The sequence below is a fragment of the Neobacillus cucumis genome, from assembly GCF_016908975.1.
Classification (GTDB): domain Bacteria; phylum Bacillota; class Bacilli; order Bacillales; family Cytobacillaceae; genus Neobacillus; species Neobacillus cucumis.
This window is the reverse complement of sequence record NZ_JAFBEX010000003.1, coordinates 319,104-343,112: the sequence shown is the minus strand read 5'-3', so window position 1 is coordinate 343,112 and position 24,009 is coordinate 319,104. Positions and strand designations below refer to the sequence as shown.

Annotated in this window: 16 protein-coding genes, 1 other RNA gene and 1 other annotated feature; of the genes, 13 read left to right on the top strand and 4 right to left on the bottom strand. The window is 37.9% G+C overall.

Features of this window, described 5'->3' with window-relative positions; translation table 11 throughout:
• Positions 1-69 precede the first annotated feature (69 nt).
• From secDF to JOC76_RS05955, 12 genes are all read left to right on the top strand, one after another.
• A complete protein-coding gene (gene secDF, locus JOC76_RS06010; protein ID WP_205176669.1) occupies positions 70-2,334 on the top strand; it encodes a protein translocase subunit SecDF in 2,265 nt (754 codons plus the stop codon).
• A gap of 100 nt (positions 2,335-2,434) precedes the next feature.
• Positions 2,435-4,798 (top strand): single-stranded-DNA-specific exonuclease RecJ, encoded by a 2,364-nt coding sequence (gene recJ, locus JOC76_RS06005; RefSeq protein WP_205176668.1) that lies wholly within the window; start codon positions 2,435-2,437, stop codon positions 4,796-4,798.
• Complete coding sequence (locus JOC76_RS06000; RefSeq protein ID WP_205176667.1) at positions 4,789-5,301, top strand: adenine phosphoribosyltransferase; 513 nt, start codon at positions 4,789-4,791, stop codon at positions 5,299-5,301. Before recJ ends, JOC76_RS06000 begins: the two co-directional genes overlap by 10 nt.
• Positions 5,302-5,576: 275 nt before the next feature.
• Complete coding sequence (locus JOC76_RS05995) at positions 5,577-7,772, top strand: RelA/SpoT family protein (RefSeq protein ID WP_205176666.1); 2,196 nt, start codon at positions 5,577-5,579, stop codon at positions 7,770-7,772.
• A gap of 12 nt (positions 7,773-7,784) precedes the next feature.
• Complete coding sequence (dtd, locus tag JOC76_RS05990; RefSeq protein WP_205176665.1) at positions 7,785-8,225, top strand: D-aminoacyl-tRNA deacylase; 441 nt, start codon at positions 7,785-7,787, stop codon at positions 8,223-8,225.
• 878 nt (positions 8,226-9,103) lie between these two features.
• Complete coding sequence (locus JOC76_RS05985; protein WP_205176664.1) at positions 9,104-9,280, top strand: hypothetical protein; 177 nt, start codon at positions 9,104-9,106, stop codon at positions 9,278-9,280.
• Positions 9,281-9,340: 60 nt separating this feature from the next.
• Positions 9,341-9,578, top strand: a binding site (T-box leader).
• Positions 9,579-9,697: 119 nt separating this feature from the next.
• Positions 9,698-10,969 (top strand): histidine--tRNA ligase, encoded by a 1,272-nt coding sequence (gene hisS / locus JOC76_RS05980; protein WP_205176663.1) that lies wholly within the window; start codon positions 9,698-9,700, stop codon positions 10,967-10,969.
• Between the two features lie 13 nt (positions 10,970-10,982).
• Positions 10,983-12,752: an aspartate--tRNA ligase gene (gene aspS / locus JOC76_RS05975; RefSeq protein WP_205176662.1), complete on the top strand. Its 1,770-nt coding sequence runs from the start codon at positions 10,983-10,985 to the stop codon at positions 12,750-12,752.
• A 67-nt stretch (positions 12,753-12,819) separates the two neighbouring features.
• Positions 12,820-13,013: non-coding RNA, 6S RNA (gene ssrS / locus JOC76_RS05970), on the top strand.
• A gap of 330 nt (positions 13,014-13,343) precedes the next feature.
• Positions 13,344-14,111, top strand: coding sequence for a tRNA threonylcarbamoyladenosine dehydratase (locus tag JOC76_RS05965; RefSeq protein WP_205176661.1), 768 nt, complete (start codon positions 13,344-13,346; stop codon positions 14,109-14,111).
• 116 nt (positions 14,112-14,227) lie between these two features.
• Positions 14,228-15,154, top strand: coding sequence for an ABC transporter ATP-binding protein (locus JOC76_RS05960; RefSeq protein ID WP_205176660.1), 927 nt, complete (start codon positions 14,228-14,230; stop codon positions 15,152-15,154).
• Positions 15,147-16,097, top strand: coding sequence for an ABC transporter permease (locus JOC76_RS05955; protein ID WP_205176659.1), 951 nt, complete (start codon positions 15,147-15,149; stop codon positions 16,095-16,097). Before JOC76_RS05960 ends, JOC76_RS05955 begins: the two co-directional genes overlap by 8 nt.
• A gap of 61 nt (positions 16,098-16,158) precedes the next feature.
• Here the strand turns inward: JOC76_RS05955 and JOC76_RS05950 are convergent, their stop codons facing one another.
• Positions 16,159-17,175, bottom strand: coding sequence for a replication-associated recombination protein A (locus JOC76_RS05950; RefSeq protein ID WP_239557560.1), 1,017 nt, complete (start codon positions 17,173-17,175; stop codon positions 16,159-16,161).
• 270 nt (positions 17,176-17,445) lie between these two features.
• On the opposite strand from JOC76_RS05950, the gene JOC76_RS05945 reads away from it, so the two are divergent.
• Positions 17,446-18,735 (top strand): replication-associated recombination protein A, encoded by a 1,290-nt coding sequence (locus tag JOC76_RS05945; RefSeq protein WP_205176658.1) that lies wholly within the window; start codon positions 17,446-17,448, stop codon positions 18,733-18,735.
• Positions 18,736-18,747: 12 nt separating this feature from the next.
• Here the strand turns inward: JOC76_RS05945 and JOC76_RS05940 are convergent, their stop codons facing one another.
• From JOC76_RS05940 to JOC76_RS05930, 3 genes are read right to left on the bottom strand one after another with little or no spacing between them, the layout of a single operon-like run.
• Complete coding sequence (locus tag JOC76_RS05940) at positions 18,748-19,497, bottom strand: hypothetical protein (protein ID WP_205176657.1); 750 nt, start codon at positions 19,495-19,497, stop codon at positions 18,748-18,750.
• 9 nt (positions 19,498-19,506) lie between these two features.
• Positions 19,507-21,186 carry a site-specific integrase gene (locus JOC76_RS05935; protein WP_205176656.1) on the bottom strand — a complete coding sequence of 560 codons (1,680 nt, stop codon included), beginning with the start codon at positions 21,184-21,186 and terminating at the stop codon, positions 19,507-19,509.
• A gap of 10 nt (positions 21,187-21,196) precedes the next feature.
• Entirely contained in the window at positions 21,197-24,004 is a 2,808-nt protein-coding gene (locus tag JOC76_RS05930; protein ID WP_239557559.1) for a hypothetical protein, read from the bottom strand.
• Positions 24,005-24,009 lie beyond the last annotated feature (5 nt).

The window sequence follows — 24,009 nt, the reverse complement described above, 5'->3', positions numbered from 1 at the left end:
TTTTATTATATTAATAGGGCTGGACGCAAGAGTGCTACTTTTTTATGCACTAAGGAGGAACAATACATAATGGTAAAGCGTAGTAGAATTATTGCTTTCTTTCTTGTGATTCTCATTGTTGGAGGCACAATAGGAGCAACAACCAAAAATATCTTAAACAACATGAAGCTAGGACTAGACCTGCAAGGTGGATTTGAGGTTTTATACGAGGTTCAGCCAGCGAAAAAAGGGCAAAAAATTGACAAAGAGGTACTGACAAGTACCGTTGAAGCCCTTGATAAGCGAATTAACGTTTTAGGCGTAAGTGAGCCTAGTATCCAAATTGAAGGAAATAATCGAATCCGCGTTCAGCTCGCTGGGGTTAAAGATCAGAATAAAGCGCGAGAAATTTTATCTACTCAGGCTAATCTGTCTTTCCGTGATGCTGATGACAAACTGATGATGGATGGTTCTGATTTAAAGCAGGGCGGAGCCAAACAAACCTTTGACCAAAATAATGCTCCAAGTGTAACTCTAACACTAAAGAGCGCGGATAAATTCAAAAAAGTGTCCCAAGAAATTCTGAATAAGGCGCCAAATAATTATCTGGTCATTTGGCTTGATTTTGTAGAAGGAAAAGATTCCTTTAAAACAGAAGTAACAAAACAGAATCCTAAATTTTTGTCTGCTCCAACTGTTAAAGAAGTCTTTAATCAGGATACCGTTTCAATTGTCGGCAGCTTTACAGTTAAAGAAGCACAAACTTTGGCTTCCCTATTAAATGCTGGTTCCTTACCAGTTAAACTAAAAGAAGTATACTCCACTTCTGTAGGTGCTAAGTTTGGGGAACAAGCCCTACATGAGACGATTTTTGCTGGAATTATCGGTATAGCTATCATTTATTTATTCATGATTTTCTATTATCGTTTTCCAGGCTTTATAGCTACGATTACATTAACGATTTTTACTTATTTGGTGTTATTAATTTTCGATTGGATGAATGGGGTCCTGACATTGCCAGGGATTGCGGCCATTATCCTCGGGGTCGGAATGGCCGTTGATGCCAACATTATTACTTATGAGAGAATTCGTGAGGAACTGAAAGTCGGCAGAAGTCTGAAAGCAGCGTTTGAAGCAGGGGAGAAACATGCCTTTACAGCGATATTTGACGCCAACTTAACGACCATTCTAACAGCATGTGTATTATTTTTCTACGGGACAAGTTCTGTAAAAGGCTTTGCGACCATGCTAATTGTCAGTGTTCTCATGAGCTTTTTGACCAATGTTTACGGTTCAAGACTCCTATTAGGACTATGGGTGAAGAGTGGTATCTTTAATAAAAAGCCTGGCTGGTTTGCCGTCAATCCATCACAAATTAACAATATTAAAGATAATGTTGATACTATCGACCTGCCAACTAGATTTGATAAAATTGATTTTGTTGGCTTAAGAAGAAAGGTATTTATTTTATCAGGTACTCTCATTGTCGCTGGTATTGTCTGTCTTGCTATTTTCCGCTTGAACTTGGGTATTGATTTTTCAAGTGGTACTCGTATAGATGTACAATCGAAAACACCATTAACCACAGAAGAAGTGAGAAAAGCTTTTACTGATCGCGGTTTAAAACCGGATGATATCGTCATCTCAGGTAACAATCATCAAATGGGTGCTGTTCGAATGATTGGGGTTTTGTCTAAAGATCAGATTGCCTCTTTGAAAGCAGATTTTAAAAAGGATTATGGCTTTGAACCGAATGTCAGCACCGTTTCTCCGATGGTAGGAAAAGAACTGGCTAAAAATGCCCTTATTTCCATATTGCTGGCATCGATTGGGATTATACTCTATGTTTCGATTCGATTTGAAGCCTATATGGCTATCTCAGCTATTGTTGCGATCCTGCATGATGCATTCTTTATGATTGCTATTTTCAGTATCACAAGACTGGAAGTAGATCTAAACTATATCGCGGCCATTTTAACCATTGTGGGTTATTCAAACCATGATACGATTGTTACGTTTGACCGGGTACGTGAAAATATGAGGAAGAAAAAGCGTCTCAAAACGGTTCAAGATATTGCTGAAGTGGTAAACATCAGTATTCGTCAAACCTTAACTCGTTCTATTAACACTGTGTTTACAGTCCTTGTGGCAACAGCATGCTTAATGATTTTCGGAAGTCCTTCCATACGGAATTTTTCGATTGCATTGTTTATTGGTTTAATTGTCGGTGTCTATTCATCGATTTTTGTCGCAGGTTCTTTATGGTATGTGATGAAATGTAAAGAACTGAAAAAGAAAGGTGTTATTCGAACAGTTAAAGAAAAGAGAAAATACTCGGATCAGCCACAGGTATAATAAAGGTGAAAAAACTGCAATCATTTTGCAGTTTTTTCTTTTAATTGAAAGCTTCGGTTTGCTCCTGTATAATTAGAAAGTCTGAGGGGTGAACGTACTAATGTTAAAATCAAAAACAAAATGGATTGTTCGCAATCCTGATCAAAATCTCACTCAAATGCTTGTCAATGAATTGAAGATAACACCTCTTACTGCAACGCTACTTGTAAACCGTGGACTTAATACCGTAGATTCTGCTCGGTATTTTTTATTTGGTAAAGATGAATTTCATGACCCATTCTCCCTAAAAGGGATGGATACGGCGGTAAATCGAATTCGTGCAGCCATTGAAAAACAGGAACCAATCCTGATTTTTGGTGATTATGATGCTGACGGTGTTAGCAGCACCACCTTGTTAATGATGACCCTTCGCGATTTAGGAGCAAATGTTCAATTTTACATCCCAAATCGTTTTACAGAAGGATATGGACCAAATGAACCAGCATTCCGAGAAGCGGAAAGAAATGGGATCAAATTAATTATTACAATCGATACCGGTATAGCTGCAGTTCATGAAGCAGGAGTTGCCAAAGAGCTTGGACTGGATTTAATTATTACGGACCACCATGAACCAGGACCTGTATTACCGGAAGCGTTGGCGATTATTCATCCTAAGCATCCAGATAGCACTTATCCGTTCCGTGAATTAGCAGGAGTTGGTGTGGCGTTTAAACTTGCCCATGCTTTATACGGCAGAGTTCCCGAGCATTTATTAGAAATTGCTGTAATTGGTACGATTGCTGACTTAGTATCTTTAAAAGGCGAAAATCGCATCATAGCGAAAAAAGGCTTGGAAAAAATAAGATTAACAAAAAATATAGGTCTAAGAGCCATTTTAAAAGTGGCAGGTGTAGACCTCGCCTCCATTAATGAAGAGACGATAGGTTTTACCTTAGCCCCTAGAATTAATGCGGTCGGAAGATTAGAGGATGCGGATTTAGCCGTCCAGTTACTACTGACTGATGATCCGGATGAAGCTCAAAGTTTAGCTATGGAAATGGATAACCTAAATAAAACTAGGCAGGAGATTGTCAATACCATTACCGCTGAAGCCATCGAGGAAGTCGAAAAAAACTTCCCCATCGATACCAATAAAGTTCTTGTCATAGGTAGAGAAGGCTGGAATGCAGGTGTAATCGGTATTGTGGCCTCAAGACTTGTAGAAAGATTTTATCGGCCGACGATAGTGCTGAATTTTGACCCGGTAAAAGGGGTCGCAAAAGGTTCGGCCAGAAGTATTACCGGCTATGACTTATTCAAAAATTTATCCACTTGCAGAGAACTTCTGCCGCATTTTGGCGGACATCCAATGGCAGCGGGGATGACTTTAAAGCTTGATGACGTAGCTGAGCTTCGTCAGCGTCTAAATATTCTAGCTGACGAACAGCTAACAAACGAAGACTTAATTCCCATCACCCAGCTCGATGAGGAAGTACTTCTCGAAGATATTAGCTTATCAACCTTAGATGAACTCCGTTTGCTTGCTCCTTTTGGCATGGACAACCCGAAGCCGAAAGTGTTAATCGATCAAGTGGCGATCACAAGTATGAAAAAGATTGGCAGTGACCAAAATCATCTTAAGGTTTTGGTGAATGAAGATGGCGCAGCCCTTGACGGAGTAGGTTTTGGTTTAGGGGCACTCGTTGATCATATTTCTCCAGCTTCAAAAATTTCATTAATAGGAGAATTATCGATTAATGAATGGAATAATATTCGTAAGCCACAAATTTTCATTCACGATTTAGCGGTCCATTCCTGGCAGTTATTTGATTTTCGCGGGCAAAGAAAAGCTCATCATGTGCAAAAAACTGTACCGAGTGAAAACAGGAAAATTATTATTTTTAATAAAGAATTCCTTGAAAAAATGAACCCTGAACTGCGTTCGGAGGTCATCTTCATACAAGATATAGAAGCAGCCAAAGCGTTCGATGGGGCATCTGCCAATATTGCTTTAATTGATTTTCCGCCATCAAAAGATTATCTTCAAGCTTTATTAGCAGGGAAAAAGCCAGCAAGGATTTATACGTATTTTTATAAAGAAGCAAGTGACTATTTTTCCACCTTTCCAACCCGTGATCATTTTAAATGGTTCTATGCATTTTTGTTAAAAAAGGGACCAATCGATTTGAACCGTCATGGTGAAACTATTGCTAATCACCGCGGCTGGTCACAGGAAACGATAAAGTTTATGTCAAAGGTGTTTTCTGAACTGGATTTTGTTACAATAAACAATGGATTTATTACTTTAAATACTGGCGCGCCAAAGCGTGACCTAACTGATTCCCACACTTATCAAACAAAACAGGCCCAGTTTGCTCTTGAAAGAGAATTATTGTTTTCCTCTTTTCAAGAATTAAAAGGCTGGTTCGATCAAGTCATACAAGAATCAGTTGAATCTGAGGAGGCAATTAAAGCATGGATTTAAAAGAATATATTACAATCGTACCGGACTGGCCAAAACCAGGGATTAAATTTAAAGATATTTCTCCGTTAATGAATAATGGGGAAGCCTATAAATATGCAACCGACCAAATTGTTGCCTACGCAAAAGATAAAAAAATAGATATCATTGTTGGACCGGAAGCACGCGGCTTCATCATTGGCTGCCCTGTAGCTTATTCTTTAGGAGTGGGTTTTGCACCAGTCCGTAAAGAAGGTAAGCTGCCTCGAGAAACAATTAAGGTCAGCTATGGTTTGGAATATGGTAAAGATGTACTGACGATTCACAAAGATGCGATTCAACCTGGTCAGCGTGTATTAATCACAGATGACCTGTTAGCAACTGGCGGAACCATTGAGGCTACCATTCAATTAGTTGAACAGCTTGGTGGAGTGGTTGCAGGAATTGCTTTCTTAGTGGAATTAAGCTATTTAGAAGGTCGCAATAAATTAGACGGCTACGATGTTCTTACATTATTGCATTATTAAGAAGAGCATGAGGGCACTCAACTATGGAGTGCTCTCTTTATATAATCTAAAAAACATAGAGGTTAAGTGGTAAAGAGACAGAAATATCGTTATTTTGTAAAAAAAATGTTTAATCTCTTTACAACTTCGTATTTTTTTTCGATAATAGTAACAATCATTCTAATTTAGGAACGATTTTTTTAAAATATAATCTATTTGTTCGTGATTTGTTCTTATACAATGTGACGAATAAATGTTAATAATATAAAAATTGAGATGAAAATAAAGGTGATTTCATGGCGAACGATCAAGTGTTAACGGCCGACCAAGTCATCGACAAGACTAGAAAGTATTTAAATGATGAGCATGTAGAACTAGTCAGAAAGGCGTATGAGTATGCCAAACATGCCCATCGTGAACAATATAGAAAATCGGGGGAGCCATATATTATTCATCCAATTCAGGTCGCAGGTATCTTAGCAGACCTTGAAATGGACCCGGCGACGGTAGCCTCTGGTTTTCTCCATGACGTTGTTGAAGACACCAATGTCACCTTAGGGGATATTGCTGAGGCTTTTAACGGCGAAGTGGCAATGCTTGTTGATGGAGTTACAAAGTTAGGGAAAATTAAATACAAGTCTCATGAGGAGCAGCAGGCGGAGAATCACCGGAAAATGTTTGTGGCGATGGCACAGGATATCCGCGTTATCCTTATTAAGCTTGCTGATCGCTTGCATAATATGCGGACACTTAAACATCTTCCTGTTGAGAAACAGCGTCGGATTTCCAATGAGACACTTGAAATTTTTGCACCTTTAGCTCATCGTCTGGGTATTTCTAAGATTAAATGGGAGTTGGAAGATACCGCATTAAGATATTTAAATCCTCAGCAGTATTATCGGATTGTAAACTTAATGAAAAAGAAACGGGCGGAACGTGAGCAATATTTGGATGATGTCGTAGATGAAGTGAAGAGCCGCTTAAGTGAAGTATCGATAAAAGCTGAGCTGTCTGGACGTCCAAAGCATATTTACAGCATCTATCGAAAAATGGCACTGCAAAATAAGCAATTTAGTGAAATTTATGATTTGCTTGCAGTCCGAATTGTTGTGAATAGTATTAAAGATTGCTATGCAGTCCTTGGGATTATCCACACTTGCTGGAAGCCAATGCCAGGTCGTTTTAAAGACTATATAGCGATGCCAAAGCCGAATATGTATCAATCCTTGCATACAACAGTGATTGGTCCAAAAGGTGACCCACTTGAAGTACAAATTCGGACGTATGAGATGCACCGGATTGCCGAATTCGGGGTTGCCGCCCACTGGGCATATAAAGAAGGAAAAGCGATCAGCGACAGCACCACCTTCGAACAAAAGCTTACTTGGTTTAGGGAAATTCTTGAGTTCCAGAATGATACAGCAAATGCTGAAGAGTTTATGGAGTCACTTAAAATTGATTTGTTTTCGGATATGGTATTTATTTTTACACCAAAGGGTGATGTAATCGAATTGCCGTCTGGTTCTGTTCCTATCGATTTTGCCTATCGGATTCACTCTGAAATTGGCAATAAGACGATTGGTGCTAAAGTAAACGGCAAGATGGTGACGCTAGATTATAAACTTAAGACCGGTGATATTATTGAAATCCTTACGTCCAAACATTCGTATGGTCCAAGTCAGGATTGGCTGAAGCTAGCCCAAACATCTCAAGCTAAAAACAAGATTCGTGCGTTCTTTAAGAAGCAGCGCCGTGACGAAAATGTGATTAAAGGAAAAGAACTGGTTGAAAAAGAAATCCGTAATATGGAATTCGATATTAAGGAAATCTTAACTTCAGATAATCTGAAAAAAGTCGCGGAAAAGTTTAATTTTATGAATGAAGAAGATATGTATGCAGCTGTCGGCTATAACGGCGTTACCGCTTTGCAGGTGGCCAACCGCTTAACGGAGAAGTGGCGTAAAAAGCGGGATATGGAGCAATCTGCAACCATTGCCAACGCTATTACCGATTTAAAGGCTTTTCCATCCACGAAAAAGCGCGAATCTGGTGTACGTGTTCAAGGGATTGATAATTTATTAATCCGTTTGTCTAAATGCTGTAATCCAGTTCCAGGTGATGAAATCGTTGGTTTTATAACGAAAGGTCGCGGTGTTTCTGTCCATCGTTCCGATTGCCCGAATATTGATTCCAATGACGCTCAATCCAGATTAATTCCGGTTGAGTGGGAATCGTCCTTAAACGATCGGAAGGAATATAACGTGGATATCGAAATCAACGGTTATGACCGTCAGGGACTGCTCAATGAGGTTCTGCAAGCGGTTGGGGAAACAAAAACAAATATATCGGCGGTTTCTGGTAAATCGGATCGGAATAAAATGGCGACAATTAATATGTCGATTGCCATTCATAATGTGAATCATCTGCAAAAGGTTGTCGAGCGCATTAAACAAATCCCAGATATTTATTCAGTACGCCGGATGATGAATTAAGGAGTTCTAGCAATGAAAATAGTAGTTCAACGCAGCAAAGCAGCCAAGGTAACCGTCGATAGTGAAATTACTGGACAGATTAAGCATGGCTTTGTTTTGCTGGTTGGGGTAACACATGAAGATAAGGAAGAGGATGCGGCCTATTTAGCAGATAAAATCGCTAATTTACGCGTTTTTGATGATCATGATGGGAAAATGAATCTTTCATTGATCGATGTAGGTGGGGAAATCCTTTCTGTATCCCAATTCACGCTCTATGGGGACTGCCGGAAAGGCCGCAGACCTAACTTTATGGAAGCGGCAAGACCTGAACAGGCAGTGGTATTGTATGAAGCCTTTAACCAGATGCTTCGCGATAAGGGAATTACCGTTGAAACAGGCGTGTTTGGTGCCATGATGGACGTAGAATTAGTCAATGATGGTCCAGTCACGTTAATCTTAGAAAGCAAATAAGAAGCCTTGGCATCCGTGCCAAAGGGTTCCGTTTTGAGGTGCTTTTCTTAAAATACGTGCCGAAATGATATGGGTATACAAAAAAAGTAAAACTCGTCATAGTAATGATCTGCCCCGTAAATGTTAGAATGATGTCTAACATTTAGGGGCAGATCATAATTGGCGAGTTTCTTTATTAGAAATTACAAAAACCTTATTTATATATAACCTCACTTACTTGTGATAGGGGTCACCGTAATGCATCAAGATGAGGGAGATAAACCTCATTTCCTTTTAAAATAAGATGTCTTGTCCTTAATCAAGTAACTTGCAAAAGTAAAATAAGCGGAGATTTTCCGGTTAGTTGGAAAATGGAGCTCATTTCGGGGGATATAAGCGGAGATTTTCCGTCTATGCCAAGCAAAATCCCTCATTTTCGAATTTTTCAAGTCAATAGGCGGAATTTCTCCGCCTATTTAAGCTTTTTTTAATAATAATTACTAACTTAAGCGGAATTTTTCCGTCTAATTATCAGCTCCCATTCTTAACCTGATCCCCCAACCGAAAAGTGCGGCCCTTCTTGATCATAGATGCGAAAATCAGCAGCTTTTTATCGACCAGTTTATAAGATTAATAAAATTGATACACAAAACGGCACCGCAAATGACTGAAGTTTTGACCCTCTTTTTTAATTGTAAGATACTTATTTTTCATCATAGTAATGATGTCAATTACTATGTCAAAGTTAATGAAATTTTGTAGAAACCTTGATAGTAACAAATGAGGACCGTCCCATCAAACCTCTTTGAAAAAAAGCTCCAGAAGTTGAAAAATAAAAAAACATGCAAATATTTTTCAATTAGTGGAAATACTAGAAAAAAAGACTGAGGTGATGGGATATGAGGTCAAGTGAAAAAGGAATGAACATCCAGTCAATGGAAGGACGCTTTTTTGGAGTGGATTTCCGTGATTCTATTCAAAAAGAGGGGCATTCAAACTCAGTTGAATTGGCGTCAGAGTTTGGCTTAACATTGGGCGATGTCAGAAAGTTAAAAAAACATCTAGGTAGGTCGTAAAAGTCTCTTGACATTACCTCCTATGCTCCGTATTATTATATAAATATAAAAGATATTTCGGAATAACCATTGATGGAGCACAGTAATTAAGATCATCCATGTAAAGAGAGGAAATGCCTTAGGCTGAAAGCATTTCTACATGTACCTTAGTGAAAGAACACTCCGTAGGCTTCTCTCTGAAAAAGCAGCTGCTTTAGTAGGAGATGAACGTAGCAGGCGTTAACTGTTTAAGAGGAAGAGCATTTTTCATGTTCTTCAACTAGGGTGGCACCGCGGGACTAAAACTCTCGTCCCTTGTAATGATTACAAGGGATGGGAGTTTTTTTGTTTTTCCAAAAAAAAGCAAATGAGCACCCGTAGCTGTGTTCATTTAATAATATCTACATACGCATTATGTTAATAAAGGAGGCAATTTACATGTCAATCAGCATCCCGAGAGGCACGCAAGACATTCTGCCAGGTGAAGTTGAAAAGTGGCAACTCATCGAAGCGAAAGCTAGAGAACTTTGTGAAAAATATCAATATCAAGAGATTCGCACCCCAATCTTTGAACATACCGATCTCTTTTCAAGAGGAGTCGGTGACAGTACCGACATCGTCCAAAAAGAAATGTACACCTTTGAGGATAGAGGGAAGCGCAGTATTACTCTTAGACCAGAGGGTACTGCAGCGGTCGTTCGCTCCTTTGTAGAGAAAAAAATGTTTGGACTAGCTAACCAGCCTGTCAAATTGTATTACATGGGGCCGATGTTTCGATATGAACGTCCTCAGGCAGGGCGCTTCCGTCAGTTCGTTCAATTTGGTGTGGAGGCATTAGGCAGTAATGACCCAGCCATTGATGCGGAGGTTATTTCTCTTGCGATGAATCTTTATAAAGAAATGGGTCTTAAGAAGTTAAAGCTCATCATCAATAGTCTCGGTGATAAAGAAAGCCGTACGGCACACCGAGAGGCGCTTGTAAATCATTTCAAACCACGGATCGGAGAATTCTGTCATGACTGTCAAAACCGTCTGGAGAAAAATCCGCTTCGTATCCTGGATTGTAAACAGGACCGTGACCATGAGTTAATGAAAACAGCTCCATCGATTCTGGCTTATTTGAATGATTATTCAAAAGCTTATTTTGAAAAATTACAGCAGTATTTAACGCTCCTTGATATTCCATTTGAAGTGGATCCCAACTTAGTCCGCGGCTTAGATTATTATAATCACACTGCTTTTGAGATTATGAGTAATGCAGAAGGCTTTGGTGCGATTACTACCCTATGCGGAGGCGGACGCTATAATGGTCTTGCCGAAGAAATCGGCGGTCCAGAAACGCCTGGTATCGGCTTTGCCTTAAGTATTGAGCGGTTTATTGCAGCCCTAAATGCAGAAGGCATTAAACTTGAAATCAATCAGGGAATCGATGTGTTTTTAGCTTCACTTGGGGAAGATGCAAAAGATTATACGGTTGGACTCCTGCAGCAGCTGCGTATGGCTGGTTTTTCTGCGGAAAGAGATTACTTGGACCGCAAAATCAAAGCTCAATTTAAAGCTGCGGACCGTTTAAAGGCTAAGTATGTAGTAATCCTTGGGGATGACGAGCTTAAAAATAACAAAATTAATGTGAAAAATATGGCTTCGGGAGAACAGGTAGAATTAGACTTAAACACATTTATAAAACAATTTCAGGAATTGCAAGCTTAAGAGGGGGATAATCATGTTTGGCAGATCGTATTTTTGTGGAGAAGTACCAGAATCAGCAGTAGGTGAAAAAGTAACATTAAAGGGTTGGGTTCAAAGACGCCGTGACCTTGGCGGTTTAATTTTTATTGATTTACGTGACCGTAGCGGAATAGTACAGGTCGTATTCAACCCTGATTTATCAAAGGAAGCACTTCAATTAGCAGAAACTATCCGTAACGAATATGTTCTGAATGTGGTTGGAACAGTTGTCAGCCGTGAAGAAGGAACCATCAATGAAAACATTTCAACAGGAACGATTGAAATTCAAGCTGAAGAAGTAACCATTATCAATGAAGCGAAAACACCACCGTTTCAAATTACGGATCGGACAGATGCTTCTGAAGATGTTCGCTTAAAATATCGTTATCTAGACTTCCGCCGCCCAGTCATGTTTGAAACATTAAAGATGCGCCACCAAGTGACGAAGCATATTCGAAACTATCTAGACAGCGAAGGCTTTTTAGATATTGAAACACCAATTTTAACAAAAAGTACACCGGAGGGAGCACGTGACTATTTAGTGCCAAGCCGTGTCCATCCAGGAGAATTCTATGCCTTACCGCAATCACCGCAGTTATTTAAACAATTGCTGATGGTCGGCGGGGTTGAACGTTATTATCAAATTGCCCGCTGTTTCCGTGATGAGGACCTGCGAGCAGATCGTCAGCCAGAATTTACCCAGGTCGATATTGAAACAAGCTTTTTAAGTCAAGAAGACATTATATCCATGATGGAAACAATGTTATCTGGTTTGATGAAGGAAGTGAAAGGGGTAGAAGTCTCAACACCTTTCCCACGGATGACTTATGCAGAAGCGATGAGCCGATTTGGATCAGATAAACCAGATACCCGATTTGGTTTAGAACTAGTGGACCTTTCTGAAATTGTAAAAGATTCCGGCTTTAAAGTATTTGCTGCAGCTGTTGCAAATGGCGGTCAGGTAAAAGCCATTAATGTAAAAGGAGCCGCTGATCAATACTCTCGTAAAGATATTGATGCTTTAACAGAATTTGTTGCTGTCTACGGTGCAAAAGGGCTTGCTTGGTTAAAGGTAGAGGCAGAAGGCTTAAAGGGACCAATCGCCAAATTCTTCTCTGAAGAGGATGCACAAGCCATTAAGGCAACTCTTGAAGCAGCTGAAGGAGATTTACTATTATTTGTTGCCGATAAAAAGAGTGTTGTGGCAGATGCTCTTGGTGCTTTAAGACTTAAACTAGGAAAAGAGCTAGGTTTAATCGACGTTAGCCTGTTTAACTTCCTATGGGTAACGGACTGGCCGTTATTAGAGTACGCTGAAGAAGAAGGTCGTTACTATGCGGCACATCATCCGTTTACTATGCCATTTAGAGAAGATCTTGAACTTCTTGATACAGACCCTTCAAAGGTACGTGCCCAAGCCTATGACATTGTTTTAAATGGCTATGAACTTGGCGGTGGGTCACTAAGGATTTTCGAACGTTCGATACAAGAAAAAATGTTTAGCGTTCTTGGATTTACTCCAGAAGAAGCGCAAGAGCAGTTCGGCTTCCTGTTAAATGCCTTTGAATATGGAACACCTCCACATGGTGGAATCGCCATTGGTCTTGACCGTTTGGTAATGCTGCTTGCCGGCAGTACCAACTTACGTGATACCATCGCATTTCCAAAAACAGCAAGTGCAAGTTGCTTGTTAACCGATGCACCTGGTGAAGTTTCCGAGGCGCAATTAAAGGAATTATATTTGTCACTAAATGTTAATAAATAACAAGAATTCGTTTTCATGAATTCTTGTCGTGGTTTATAAAATGTGATATGATAAAAACAATTCAAGAAGAGTCCTGAAATGTACGTTGTGTTACCTGAAGTTTTGACCGAACATTTAAGATTCGGGAGTCTGGAGTTTTCTACTTGCGTAAATGCCCCACCTATACGGTAAAGGGACTTACAATAACGGAAACAGGGCACCCACCTGCTAGTAGCGGGATCAAAACGAAGGATCATGAGCGACGGCATCATTGGGACTCTTTGTTTTTCAAAAAATCACCTTCTGCACATGCGGAAGGTGATTTTTTATTTGTCTTTAATAATGGTCATATTTATTTTATAAGTATGTTGATTGGAGCGGAAGGCGCTCGACTCCTGCGGGAGTAAGGGGCTGGGGAGACCCCACAGGCGCTTTAGCGTCGAAGAGTCTCTCCGGCACGCCCGCGGAAAGCGAGCGCCTGGAGCGGAAATAAACCATTTTAACACATTCCATAATAATTCCTACTTGATTACTTGTTTTTATAGGTGGGTATGATATATTCTTATGGGTGAAAAAATATATAAAAGTGAATATAAATTTGGAGTGAATATCATGCTGCATCAATTTTCACGCAACGAGCTTGCGATTGGTAAAGAAGGACTAAATATTATGAAAAACAGCACCGTTGCTGTTTTAGGAATTGGCGGTGTCGGTTCCTTTGCGGCTGAAGCCTTAGCACGGTCTGGTGTTGGTCGATTAATTTTGATTGATAAAGATGATGTAGATATAACGAATATCAACCGCCAGTTAATTGCCCTTTTGTCAACAGTTGGCAGACCAAAGGTTGAAATCATGGAAGAGAGAATTAGAGATATTAATCCTGATTGTGAAGTCATTTCGCTAAAAATGTTTTATACAGAAGAAACGTATGAAGAAATTTTTAGTCACAAATTGGACTTCGTTGTGGATGCCTCTGATACGATTATCTATAAAATCCATTTGATGAAAGAATGCTTAAAACGAAATATACCGATTATCTCAAGCATGGGGGCGGCCAACAAAATGGACCCAACCCGTTTCCAAATTGCCGATATTTCAAAAACTCATACGGACCCAATTGCCAAAGTCATTCGCACTAAACTTCGCAAAGAACGAATCCATAAAGGCATTCCAGTCGTCTTTTCTGACGAAAGCCCAATTGTTATTCGTGAGGATATCAAAAAAGAAGTGGGAAATGAAAATGCACCAATTCGCAAAGCACAAATGCCACCAGCATCTAATGCCTTTGTCCCATCAGCGGCAGGTCTTATTATGGCAAGCTATGTGGTTAGACAATTATTAAAAGACATCAAAATTCAACGTGTTTCAGATGAAAAATAAAGTGCCCGGCTCTAAACTGGAATAGTTTAGGGCTTTTTTTATTCCTAGGAAGAGGAAATCTTTTCAAGTTTCAGGTAAACTTGTTTTTGGGGGCTGTTTAAGAGAGGAGCGAGAATTTGGAGACTATCGTAGAGTTAAGAGATGTAACAAAAGTGATTAGAGGAAGAACCATAATAGACCAAATCAGCTTTCAAGTAAATAAAGGGGAAGTGTTTGGATTTCTAGGTCCAAACGGTGCAGGAAAAACCACGACCATTCGAATGATTGTGGGTCTGATGGGAATTACCTCTGGGGACATCCTGATTGGCGGTAATAGTATAAAGACGCAATTTGAGGATGCTGTTGGTCATATCGGAGCAATCGTTGAAAATCCTGAAATGTATAAGTTTTTAACCGGGTATCAAAACCTAGTGCATTATGCACGCATGACGAAAGGAATTACCAAGGAAAAAATAGCTGAAACGATAGAATTGGTAGGATTATCAAATCGAATTCATGACAAAGTCAAAACTTATTCGCTCGGAATGAGACAACGTTTAGGCTTAGCTCAGTGCCTGTTGCATGACCCAGAGGTGTTAATTCTGGATGAACCTACAAACGGGTTAGACCCCGCTGGTATTCGAGAAATCCGTGATTATGTCCGCCTGCTGGCTCGTGAAAAGAATATGGCCGTAATCGTTTCGAGTCATTTACTTTCTGAAATGGAAATGATGTGTGACAGAATTGGGATTATTCAAGATGGCAGGTTAATCGATGTGCAGCTTGTCCGTGAATTTGTTCATGGCTCAGGAGCAGCATTTGAAATAGAGGCCGTTCCGAGTGACAAGGCCATAAATCTTATAGCAGAGGTTTACCCAAATGCTAAAGTAAAGCATTCTCGAAATGGTCTAACGGTTGAATTAAATAAACAGGATATTCCTGCTTTGGTTAAGTTGCTAGTTGCCGAAGAGATCTCCATCTTTGGGATAAAGGAAGCGGCAAAAACATTAGAAGATCGCTTCCTTGAAGTGACATCTGAACAGGAGGCGAGGGCTCGTGGTTAATTTAATTAAAAATGAATGGATGAAAATATTTAGGCGTCCGGGAACGATTGTGATGATAGCCATTTTAGTTTTAACTCTTGCGCTTGTTGGGATTGTCATGAAGGCTCAGAATAATAGTATGGATGTCCAGCAGGATAAGAATTGGCAGGAAGTCTTACAGGAGGAGAATAGTGCCTTAAAGCAGCAAATGGTCAAGAGCCAGACTGCAATGGAGAAGCAGTATTTCAAAAAAGAAATCGCGATTAATGATTACCGAATTCAACATAATATACCGCCTAAAGAGAAATATTCGGTTTGGTCCTTCGTAAAAGATTCCACCCAACTGATTATGTTAGCCGGTGTTTTTATTATTATTGTTGCTGCTGGAATTGTAGCCAGTGAGTTTAATTGGGGGACTATTAAGCTGTTATTAATCCGGCCGATTAATCGGTCAAAGATTTTATTATCGAAATACATAACGGTATTATTATTTGCCTTCCTTATGTTGGTGATCATGTTTGTTTTCTCTGGTCTATTGGGGGCCATTTTGTTCGGTTTGCCTGAGAAAACTGTTCCATATTTAAACTATTCGAATGGTCATGTTTCTGAACAAAATATGCTCATTCATTTGCTTATCTATTATGGGCTCAGCTCAATTGATATGATTATGTTAGTGACCATGGCATTCATGATTTCTGCTGTTTTCCGGAATAGCTCACTTGCGATTGGGCTTTCGTTGTTCTTATTATTTACCGGTAGCCAATTTACTGCCCTGCTTGCCATGAAATTTGACTGGGCAAAATACATCTTATTTGCCAACACCGATTTAATGCAATATTTTGAAGGAACCCCGCTAGTCGACAGTATGACAGTGCCCTTCTCCATTTTCATACTCGTCATATACTTTGTCCTATTCCAGTTACTCGCTTTCTACGTTTTTAACAAACGAGACATAGCCGCATAACTAACGGTGACAGGCACCATGTGAAGAATTCACATGGTGCCTGTCACCGTTTTTACTGTTTCTACTTTCTTGACCTTGTTAATTTTTCATAGACGGTAGCCAGGGCTTGTTCGAATTTTCCTGTTTTCTTAGGCTGATAGTATTTTTTGTTTTTTAATTTGTTGGGTAAATATTGCTGCGGTACCCAACCGTTTTCGTAGTCATGTGGGTATAAGTAGTCAATTCCTCTGCCTAGCTCTTTTGCCCCTTTATAATGGGCATCCTTCAGGTGATCCGGTACTTCGCCAACGATGCCCTTTTGAATGTCCGCCAAAGCAGCCTCAATTGCCAGGATGGCTGAGTTTGATTTAGGTGATAAGCAAAGTTCGATGACGGCATTGGCGAGAGGTATCCTCGCTTCAGGGAATCCAATTCGCTCGGCCGTTTCAATCGCCGCTAATGTCCGTGCTCCTGATTGGGGATTGGCAAGCCCTATATCCTCGTAGGCAATCACAATCAACCTACGGCTGATGCTTGGAAGGTCACCTGCTTCAATTAAGCGGCCAAGATAATGGAGCGCAGCATCCACATCACTTCCGCGAATCGATTTTTGAAAAGCGGAAAGGACATCATAATGACCGTCTCCGTCTTTATCGGCAACCAAACTTTTCTTTTGTAAACATTCCTCTGCCGTTTCTACATCAATATGAATCATCCCATTTTCATCTTTATCCGTTGACAAAATGGCTAGTTCAAGTGCGTTCAAGGAGCTGCGAACATCTCCATTTGAACCTTGCGAAAAATGCAATAATGCTTCATCAGAGATGTCCACTTTTTCTTTCCCATACCCGCGTTCATCGTCTTGTAGGGCATAGATCAAAGCTTGCTTGACTTCTTCAGGTGCTAAAGGCTTAAGCTCAAAGATTTGACAGCGGCTCCGAATCGCTGGGTTGATTGCATGATAGGGATTGCTAGTGGTAGCCCCAATTAACACAATCATGCCGTTTTCCAAATAAGGCAGTAAAAAATCCTGTTTAGCTTTATCTAATCGATGCACCTTTGTATAACCGTTTTCCATGGATTTTATAGTGATTACCATGCTACTTATGCGTTGTAAGAGTTTTATCCATTATTTCGTGGATAAAATTTGAATGGTTTTCTCAAGGTAAGCGAGATTAAGAAGAAATTGGTTGTAAAACCTTTCTTTTAATATTGTGGTAAAATAATCTTATCTAATCCCAAAATAGATTTGTAAATGTTGAATAATTTTCTATACAAGTCTTTTGAAATTATTTATGGTAAGTAATTATGAACCTGTTGAAAGATTTTTATGGGGTCCGTTTTTCTTGTTTTGGAAGGGGGAGTTTTTATGTTCCAAACTGAACCATTGTCGCATCGAATGCGGCCTAAAACCATAGAAGATATTGTAGGACAAGATCATGTAATAGGGCCTAAAACAGCTTTGTATCGTATGATTCAAAATGGCCACGTTCCTTCTTTGCTTTTATATGGCCCTCCAGGGACAGGCAAAACTTCACTTGCTTTTGCAATTGCAGGGTCCACAAAGAAGGATTTTTATGCCCTGAATGCTACATCAGCTGGAAAAAAGGAAATAGAGGAAGTTATCGACGAAGCAAGGCTAACCCGAAATGCAATTCTTTTCATTGATGAGATCCATTTGTTAAACAAAACCCAACAAGATTTTCTTCTAAAGACGCTAGAGGAAGGAGTCTTTACTCTTATTGGAGCTACCACAGAGAACCCTTTTCACAGCGTTAGAGGGGCTATATTGTCGAGAATCGGTCAGATTAAGCAACTTAAGCTACTAACACCTTCTGCCATATTAAAACTTCTTAAAAAGGCTTTGAATGATACTAGTGATGGCTTGGGGAAAGAAAGTATAAATATCTCCGATGACCTGTTAAACCGTATTGCAAACGTAACTGGAGATGGACGAACCGCACTTACTCTTTTAGAAAATATCGTTTGGGCTTCACCGAAGGATAAAGAAGGCAACATTAACGTTACTGAGGACACAGTTGTAGAGTGTATTCAAAATAAAGGGTTCACGCATGATAATAAAGGCGATATTTTCTATAATTTACTTTCAGGTTTTCAAAAAAGTATAAGAGGAAGCGACACTAATGCAGCTTTACATTATTTAGCAAGGTTATTAGAGGGAGGAGACCTTGTTTCCATTTGCCGAAGACTCCTTGTTATTGCATACGAAGACATTGGATTAGCCAATCCTGAACTTTGTGCAAGGATCTTACCTGCAATACAGTCAGTGGAACGTTTAGGCTTGCCAGAGGGTCGTATCCCATTATCGGTAGTTGTCATAGAATTGTGCCTCTCTGCTAAAAGTAACACCGCATATGTAGCGTTAGATGCGGCCATTGAAGATATTCGGAATGGAAGGACTGGTGATATACCTTTCCACTTAAGAGACGCTCATTACAGAGGGGCAGAGAAATTAGGGCATGGTGTAGAATATTTGTACCCTCATAATTACCCTAATAGTTGGGTTAATCAAGAATACCTTCCTTCAGAATTAAAAGATAGGATCTACTACGAGCCAAAAGAAGCAGGTGCAGAAAAAAGATTAAGCCAAATTTATCAAAGGCTGAATTCTTTAAAAAAGTCCTCACCAAATTTATAGGTGAGGACTTTTTTAGAAATTTATATCATCGAGCATGCTTTTCTGTTTTTGAATTGATGATGTGACAGAAACCAACTGTGACTTTTTTTGCTGTGACTTTTCTTTTTTGCTCGACTCGATAAAATCATTCATTTTTTTAAATGTAGCTATTGGTTTGTCTGATAATACATTTTTTAGCATTTCTTCTACGACTTGATGTCTTGTTTTACCTGTTGAAAATAAATTTACAATAGGGATGTCCTTGCTGACACTCAGTTCAGTCCATTGGAATAAAGTTTCTTTGTATGTTTCTGACTCCTCCTTATTTCTTTGTCTGGACACTTTTTCTTGTTGTAAGGCTTCTTTTGTCTTCAATAAATCCTTTTCTAATTGCTCGCACTTTTTCATGTAATGTTGTAACTTTTTCTCGTTTATCATTAAATTGTTTATTAATTTTTCTTTATTAGCATTTGTGCCTTTAAAGAATTTATTTACAGTACTCCTTGTATCAACATATGATTTATCCTCTTGAAATCCATTTTGAATACTATGTTTCATTACTTGATTAGCTTTGTCGATAGCATCTCTACCATCGCCTTTTCGCCAAAAATACTCTCCAAAACTTACTTTCCCTATATCAATTTCTTTGTTTTTTATCAGTTCGTCAGTGAAGCGGAGCATATCCATATATGGAACTTCTCCATGTACTTTATATTCATCTGCATATCGGTAAATAAGACCCTCAATAAACTCTTCGGAATACGTTGTTTTGTTCCTTCCCATTAAGATTCATCAATCCTTTCTTGCTTTTGCAATACTCGATGAAAAATTAAGCATCCTATACACTTTTTCATCTAATTGGCTCTTGGTAAGAAATAGGTCTTGATTAAATTCGATGCTCTCTTCAGCAAAATCATCTTCAAATGCTTCTTTTAATGCAATGCTATATAAATTATTTAACATTCCGACTAATTTGCTGACCTCACTTTTACACTTTTTAAATTCCTTTTCAATTTCATTTCGTTTTTCTAAGAATTCATTAGAGCTAATTCCCCAATGTTTACAAAAGAAACATTTATCGACTTGGCAATACATATCAGGGTCGGTACAAAATCCAATTTCAACTTCCTTTTTAAAGTTACTGCCTTTCACTTTTAAAACCTTTTCCCTAATAAATTCATCATCAATAGAAAAATCACTTATTGGGTTTGTTCCATCTTTATTCATTGTGGTTTGATAAAGATTAAAGCGTTGCATCAATTGAATAATCTCAACATCTACCCAGTATTCCATATGTTGTTGATAGTGATATTGGGCCTGTAGAGACGTATGTCCTCCAAGCCTTGCAATTTCAACAGGATGATACCCTTGCCTCATTAAATTTAAAAAGGCAAAATGGCGGGTGTCTCCTGGACGAATTCTTTGATTACATTTCATACCGTAGGTATTCTCTATTATTTCTTCGTAAAATTGGTTTATTAAATATTGAAGTTTTTCTAGCGTAAACCTTTTATGAAGGTCCCCATTAATTTCAATAATTTTCTTCATAAATGAAGCATTAGAAACTAATGTAATTGTTTCTCCAAAGCAATTTGTTTGTTCAATGTAATTATTCATTTCTTCAAATAGCCATTTTGGAATAGATATTTTATCCACAATTTGTATTCTGTGATGATTATTTTTTTGTTTTAGTCTTGGTAATCTTACATAAAATCTGTCATTTTCTTCAAAAGTGGCGTTTCTATCTATTTGACAAAATTCTGATGGTCTCATTGGAATGAGGTTACTTAATGTCCACCAAATATAAATAGGAAAATATCTAAAAAATGTCTCATTGTACTTTTCAAGTTTAGAGAAGAAGTCTTCAAGAACCCAAGAAAAAGTTAATACATCCTTAGCAGGTGGAAGCTTACGAACCATTCCCCCTACTTTTTTAACATTAATACCTTTTTTAACATCTACAAGCAATTTTTTATACATTTGGCCACTATCAATTTCTTCAAAGAAATCAATAAAATTTAGTGTAGAGACACAAATATTCCATCGCAACCGATCATCACATTCATGATTAAAATAAATTTCGCATTGTTCTAGCATTTTTATGTCAAATACTTGAGAAATTGTTAGAAAATCTTCTAGATATTTAAAGTATTTTCTTATACTTTCTATGGAACGAGAAGGAATAAGCGATGCGATCCAACTTTTTAAAGAAATAATTATTTGCTCGTATTCTTTAGTCCAAACTTTTAACTTCTCAATGGTTTCAGAAAAATTAAAGTATACTGGAACGTGACGAGTATCGCAGATAAAACGCCATTCTAAACTCTCAAAATCCCCGTAAATAAAAATGTTTTTATCTTTTTGTTCATCTAATATTTCAATAGCATGAGAAATCATATATTCCAAATCAAATTGGTAATCATTAAATTCATCAATCGACTCATCATCCAGCACATGAGCTGTCAGTGACATCTTTGTTCACCTACTTTATCTCTGGTATTGTTACAAGCTCTTTTGAGCTTGGAAGTGCTGCTAACTCATTCTTTACACCATCTAGTCCATTTTTGAAAAATGCGGAAACAGTTTCGCTCCCAAATTTATTTACAGCTACCCCAATTAAGTGGATGTAGGAATATAAAATATTTGATAAACGAATTTTTTCTCCGTCTTTATCTGTTGAGTTGAATTTTTCTTTGTACTCATTTAACTGTAGATAAAAATCCTCTTCTAATTGTGAAAGAGCATAAAAATTGGGCACAGAAAAGGGGCATTTATCACAATCGATTTCTTTGTTCCTACATGATTTAAAAATACATTGATAACCTTCTTTTTTGGCAGGCTGTAACCCCAATTTGATAGAGTTGGACAATTCAACCCTTTCTTCGAGTGAGAGGCCTTCTAACACTTTACGTACAGATTGCTGCTCTTTCGTTAAACGGTTCATGTAGCGAGCTGTTTGTTCGATTTGAAAAGCGTCTCCGAACACATTTTTTATTAATAAGGCATTTCTATTTTTTATATCCATGTTCTCCATTTTTTCAGGTAAGATTAGTTCACACAACGCATCGTAGGCATAGCCAAAATGGCCTTTCAAAAACAATTGGTTTGAAATAAAATCCAATTGTTCTTGAGGAATTTGAATATAAATATTGGTTGTTTCTTCGCTTGCATGACTCCTTATATATTTTGTTATTTCGACGGGATTACGGTTAGTGAGATTTTTAATAATACTGTAAATATAACTAATAAGAGTTCGATTCATTTGCTTTGACATAAAGTTAAAATCTTGATGTTTGAATCCTTCAAAAAATGTTTTTTTTTGTGATTCTTTAAAATTTCTGTTGTTACCAAAGTCTATTACAGTGTCCATTAAAGGTTGGCAAATTCTGCAGCGAAGCTCGCATAATACCACTGCTAAAGCAAATGCACTAGATAAATCTTCAGAACAAAAGAAATATCGTTTTTTCTTTGTTTTAGAGTGTTTAAATGGAATGGATTTCACGTGATTGATAATGTTTGAAGTTTCAAGTTCGGTTAAGTCATTTTTTTCTATCCAGTTTAAAGCGTCTAATGGATCCATTTGCTCAAAGGCTGTTCCTTTTAGTGTAATACGAGGAAAGAGAGTAACGTCATAATGTCGCCAAGTGTTATTTAAATGGAGAAGGACATATAACCAAGATGAATCTCTATTACTGTGACTTTCACCATTAAATTGCTTACGAATATCTTCTATAGCCCTTAATTTACGTTCTTGAATGTCACACGAAAAATCCAGTAAGTCAATGTACTGCTTTGTTGGGTAAATCGTTTTTTCTTTTTTTTCTTCCTTATTATTTTTTTTATAGATATTCTTCAACTTGTTAAATTTAAAACTGATTGGCAAACTTGAATTGTTTCTTGTTTTGGAGATTACTTTTAAAAATTTATACATTTCCGTTTGGACAGTTGATTCAGTTGTTGAATTAAATACGGACATATTGATTTCATTTTCTGTGAAATCAAAAATCTCTTGTAATAATGTCATTTTTGTTAGTTTAATAGTCGTGGTTATATATTTCCTTATTTCTTTTCTTTTAGTATCATCAGTAGCCTTACTATTAGTAATTTTTTTCTTTACATACTGGTGCCAATACTGTTCGGTTTTTTTTCCTTTATCACTGAATGAGATTTTAGCTTCCTTCAAGGCTGTTTCGAAGGTTTTAAATGTAACCTGGTCCGATTGGTGAATTATATCTATTAACACCTTTTCTACCCAACGAGGTAATTCACGCTGTTGATTAACCACTAATACATCTTTTTTAAGGTAAATAAACCAACCTCCACCTTTTCGAAAATTAATTTCATCACGATTTATTGAGATTAATGGTGGAACAATAAATGACCGAATTTTGTCATTGTAATTTTTGGAACGAAGTGAAATGGAGCTGATGCCTAGTATACTTGTTGCCTCTTTCGAGGAAAAATATTTTTTTCTAAATTGTAGCCATAATTGATTTTGTCTTTTGATCAGTCTATTTACATCTTCTTGTTTGAAGTAGTTTGTAATATTATCTCCGTCTCTTTTTATAGGTGCAATATTGTAAATAGATATTACTTTATCAACGGTAGGTTCAGTTACACCTAAAGCTTTTGCGACCTGTGCTCTAGAAATATAACCAATATTTTTTTTCTCTTTTAAGAATAACGTCCAATCTTTTCTGTAAATATAGAAATAGTCCGTATCATTCTTTAGCCTGATAATAACTTTTGAATAACTCATCATCCAGTGTTTAAACGAATCCATTGTAATACCTGCTTGGTTTGCTGCCTCTGGCCAAGAAATATATTCATTCTTAAATCGTTCAACCTCACTTTTAAGAATGAATATATTATTTTTTTCGATTTTATGGTCTAACAATACCATGTTCATGTGTCCATTATTATGAAGTGAATAGAACTTTTGGTCATAAGAATATTGGTATAAATTTTGCGATTTTTTGCTAAAACAGAGCTCTAATAATACCTCTTTGACCGTGTAGTAATGCTTTTTTAATTCTTTATAACAGAGTTGATATAGAGCAATGGAATAAAGGGAATATAGTATCCGTTCTTTATCTTGAGCTGTTGAAACAACGCCTTCATTTCCTAAGCGTCTCAATAATTTTGTCCCGAAATTTAGTTCTGGATTTTCCACTTTTATAGCATTTAATGTTTTGTAGATTTCATTGTAAGACGATAATTCAGTTAATTTATTTTGAAACCCTTCCAAATGCTCTACTGCCTCAATCATAGTAATAGGTGTTATGCTCATTTTTG

Coding starts and splice junctions, on each gene's coding strand:
- recJ (WP_205176668.1), top strand. CDS start 2,435: ATGTTAAAATCAAAAACAAAATGGATTGTTCGCAATCCTGATCAAAAT.
- JOC76_RS05995 (WP_205176666.1), top strand. CDS start 5,577: ATGGCGAACGATCAAGTGTTAACGGCCGACCAAGTCATCGACAAGACT.
- secDF (WP_205176669.1), top strand. CDS start 70: ATGGTAAAGCGTAGTAGAATTATTGCTTTCTTTCTTGTGATTCTCATT.
- JOC76_RS05930 (WP_239557559.1), bottom strand. CDS start 24,004: ATGAGCATAACACCTATTACTATGATTGAGGCAGTAGAGCATTTGGAA.
- JOC76_RS05965 (WP_205176661.1), top strand. CDS start 13,344: ATGCTGCATCAATTTTCACGCAACGAGCTTGCGATTGGTAAAGAAGGA.
- hisS (WP_205176663.1), top strand. CDS start 9,698: ATGTCAATCAGCATCCCGAGAGGCACGCAAGACATTCTGCCAGGTGAA.
- JOC76_RS05935 (WP_205176656.1), bottom strand. CDS start 21,186: ATGTCACTGACAGCTCATGTGCTGGATGATGAGTCGATTGATGAATTT.
- dtd (WP_205176665.1), top strand. CDS start 7,785: ATGAAAATAGTAGTTCAACGCAGCAAAGCAGCCAAGGTAACCGTCGAT.
- JOC76_RS05940 (WP_205176657.1), bottom strand. CDS start 19,497: ATGGGAAGGAACAAAACAACGTATTCCGAAGAGTTTATTGAGGGTCTT.
- JOC76_RS05950 (WP_239557560.1), bottom strand. CDS start 17,175: ATGGTAATCACTATAAAATCCATGGAAAACGGTTATACAAAGGTGCAT.
- JOC76_RS05985 (WP_205176664.1), top strand. CDS start 9,104: ATGAGGTCAAGTGAAAAAGGAATGAACATCCAGTCAATGGAAGGACGC.
- aspS (WP_205176662.1), top strand. CDS start 10,983: ATGTTTGGCAGATCGTATTTTTGTGGAGAAGTACCAGAATCAGCAGTA.
- JOC76_RS05945 (WP_205176658.1), top strand. CDS start 17,446: ATGTTCCAAACTGAACCATTGTCGCATCGAATGCGGCCTAAAACCATA.
- JOC76_RS06000 (WP_205176667.1), top strand. CDS start 4,789: ATGGATTTAAAAGAATATATTACAATCGTACCGGACTGGCCAAAACCA.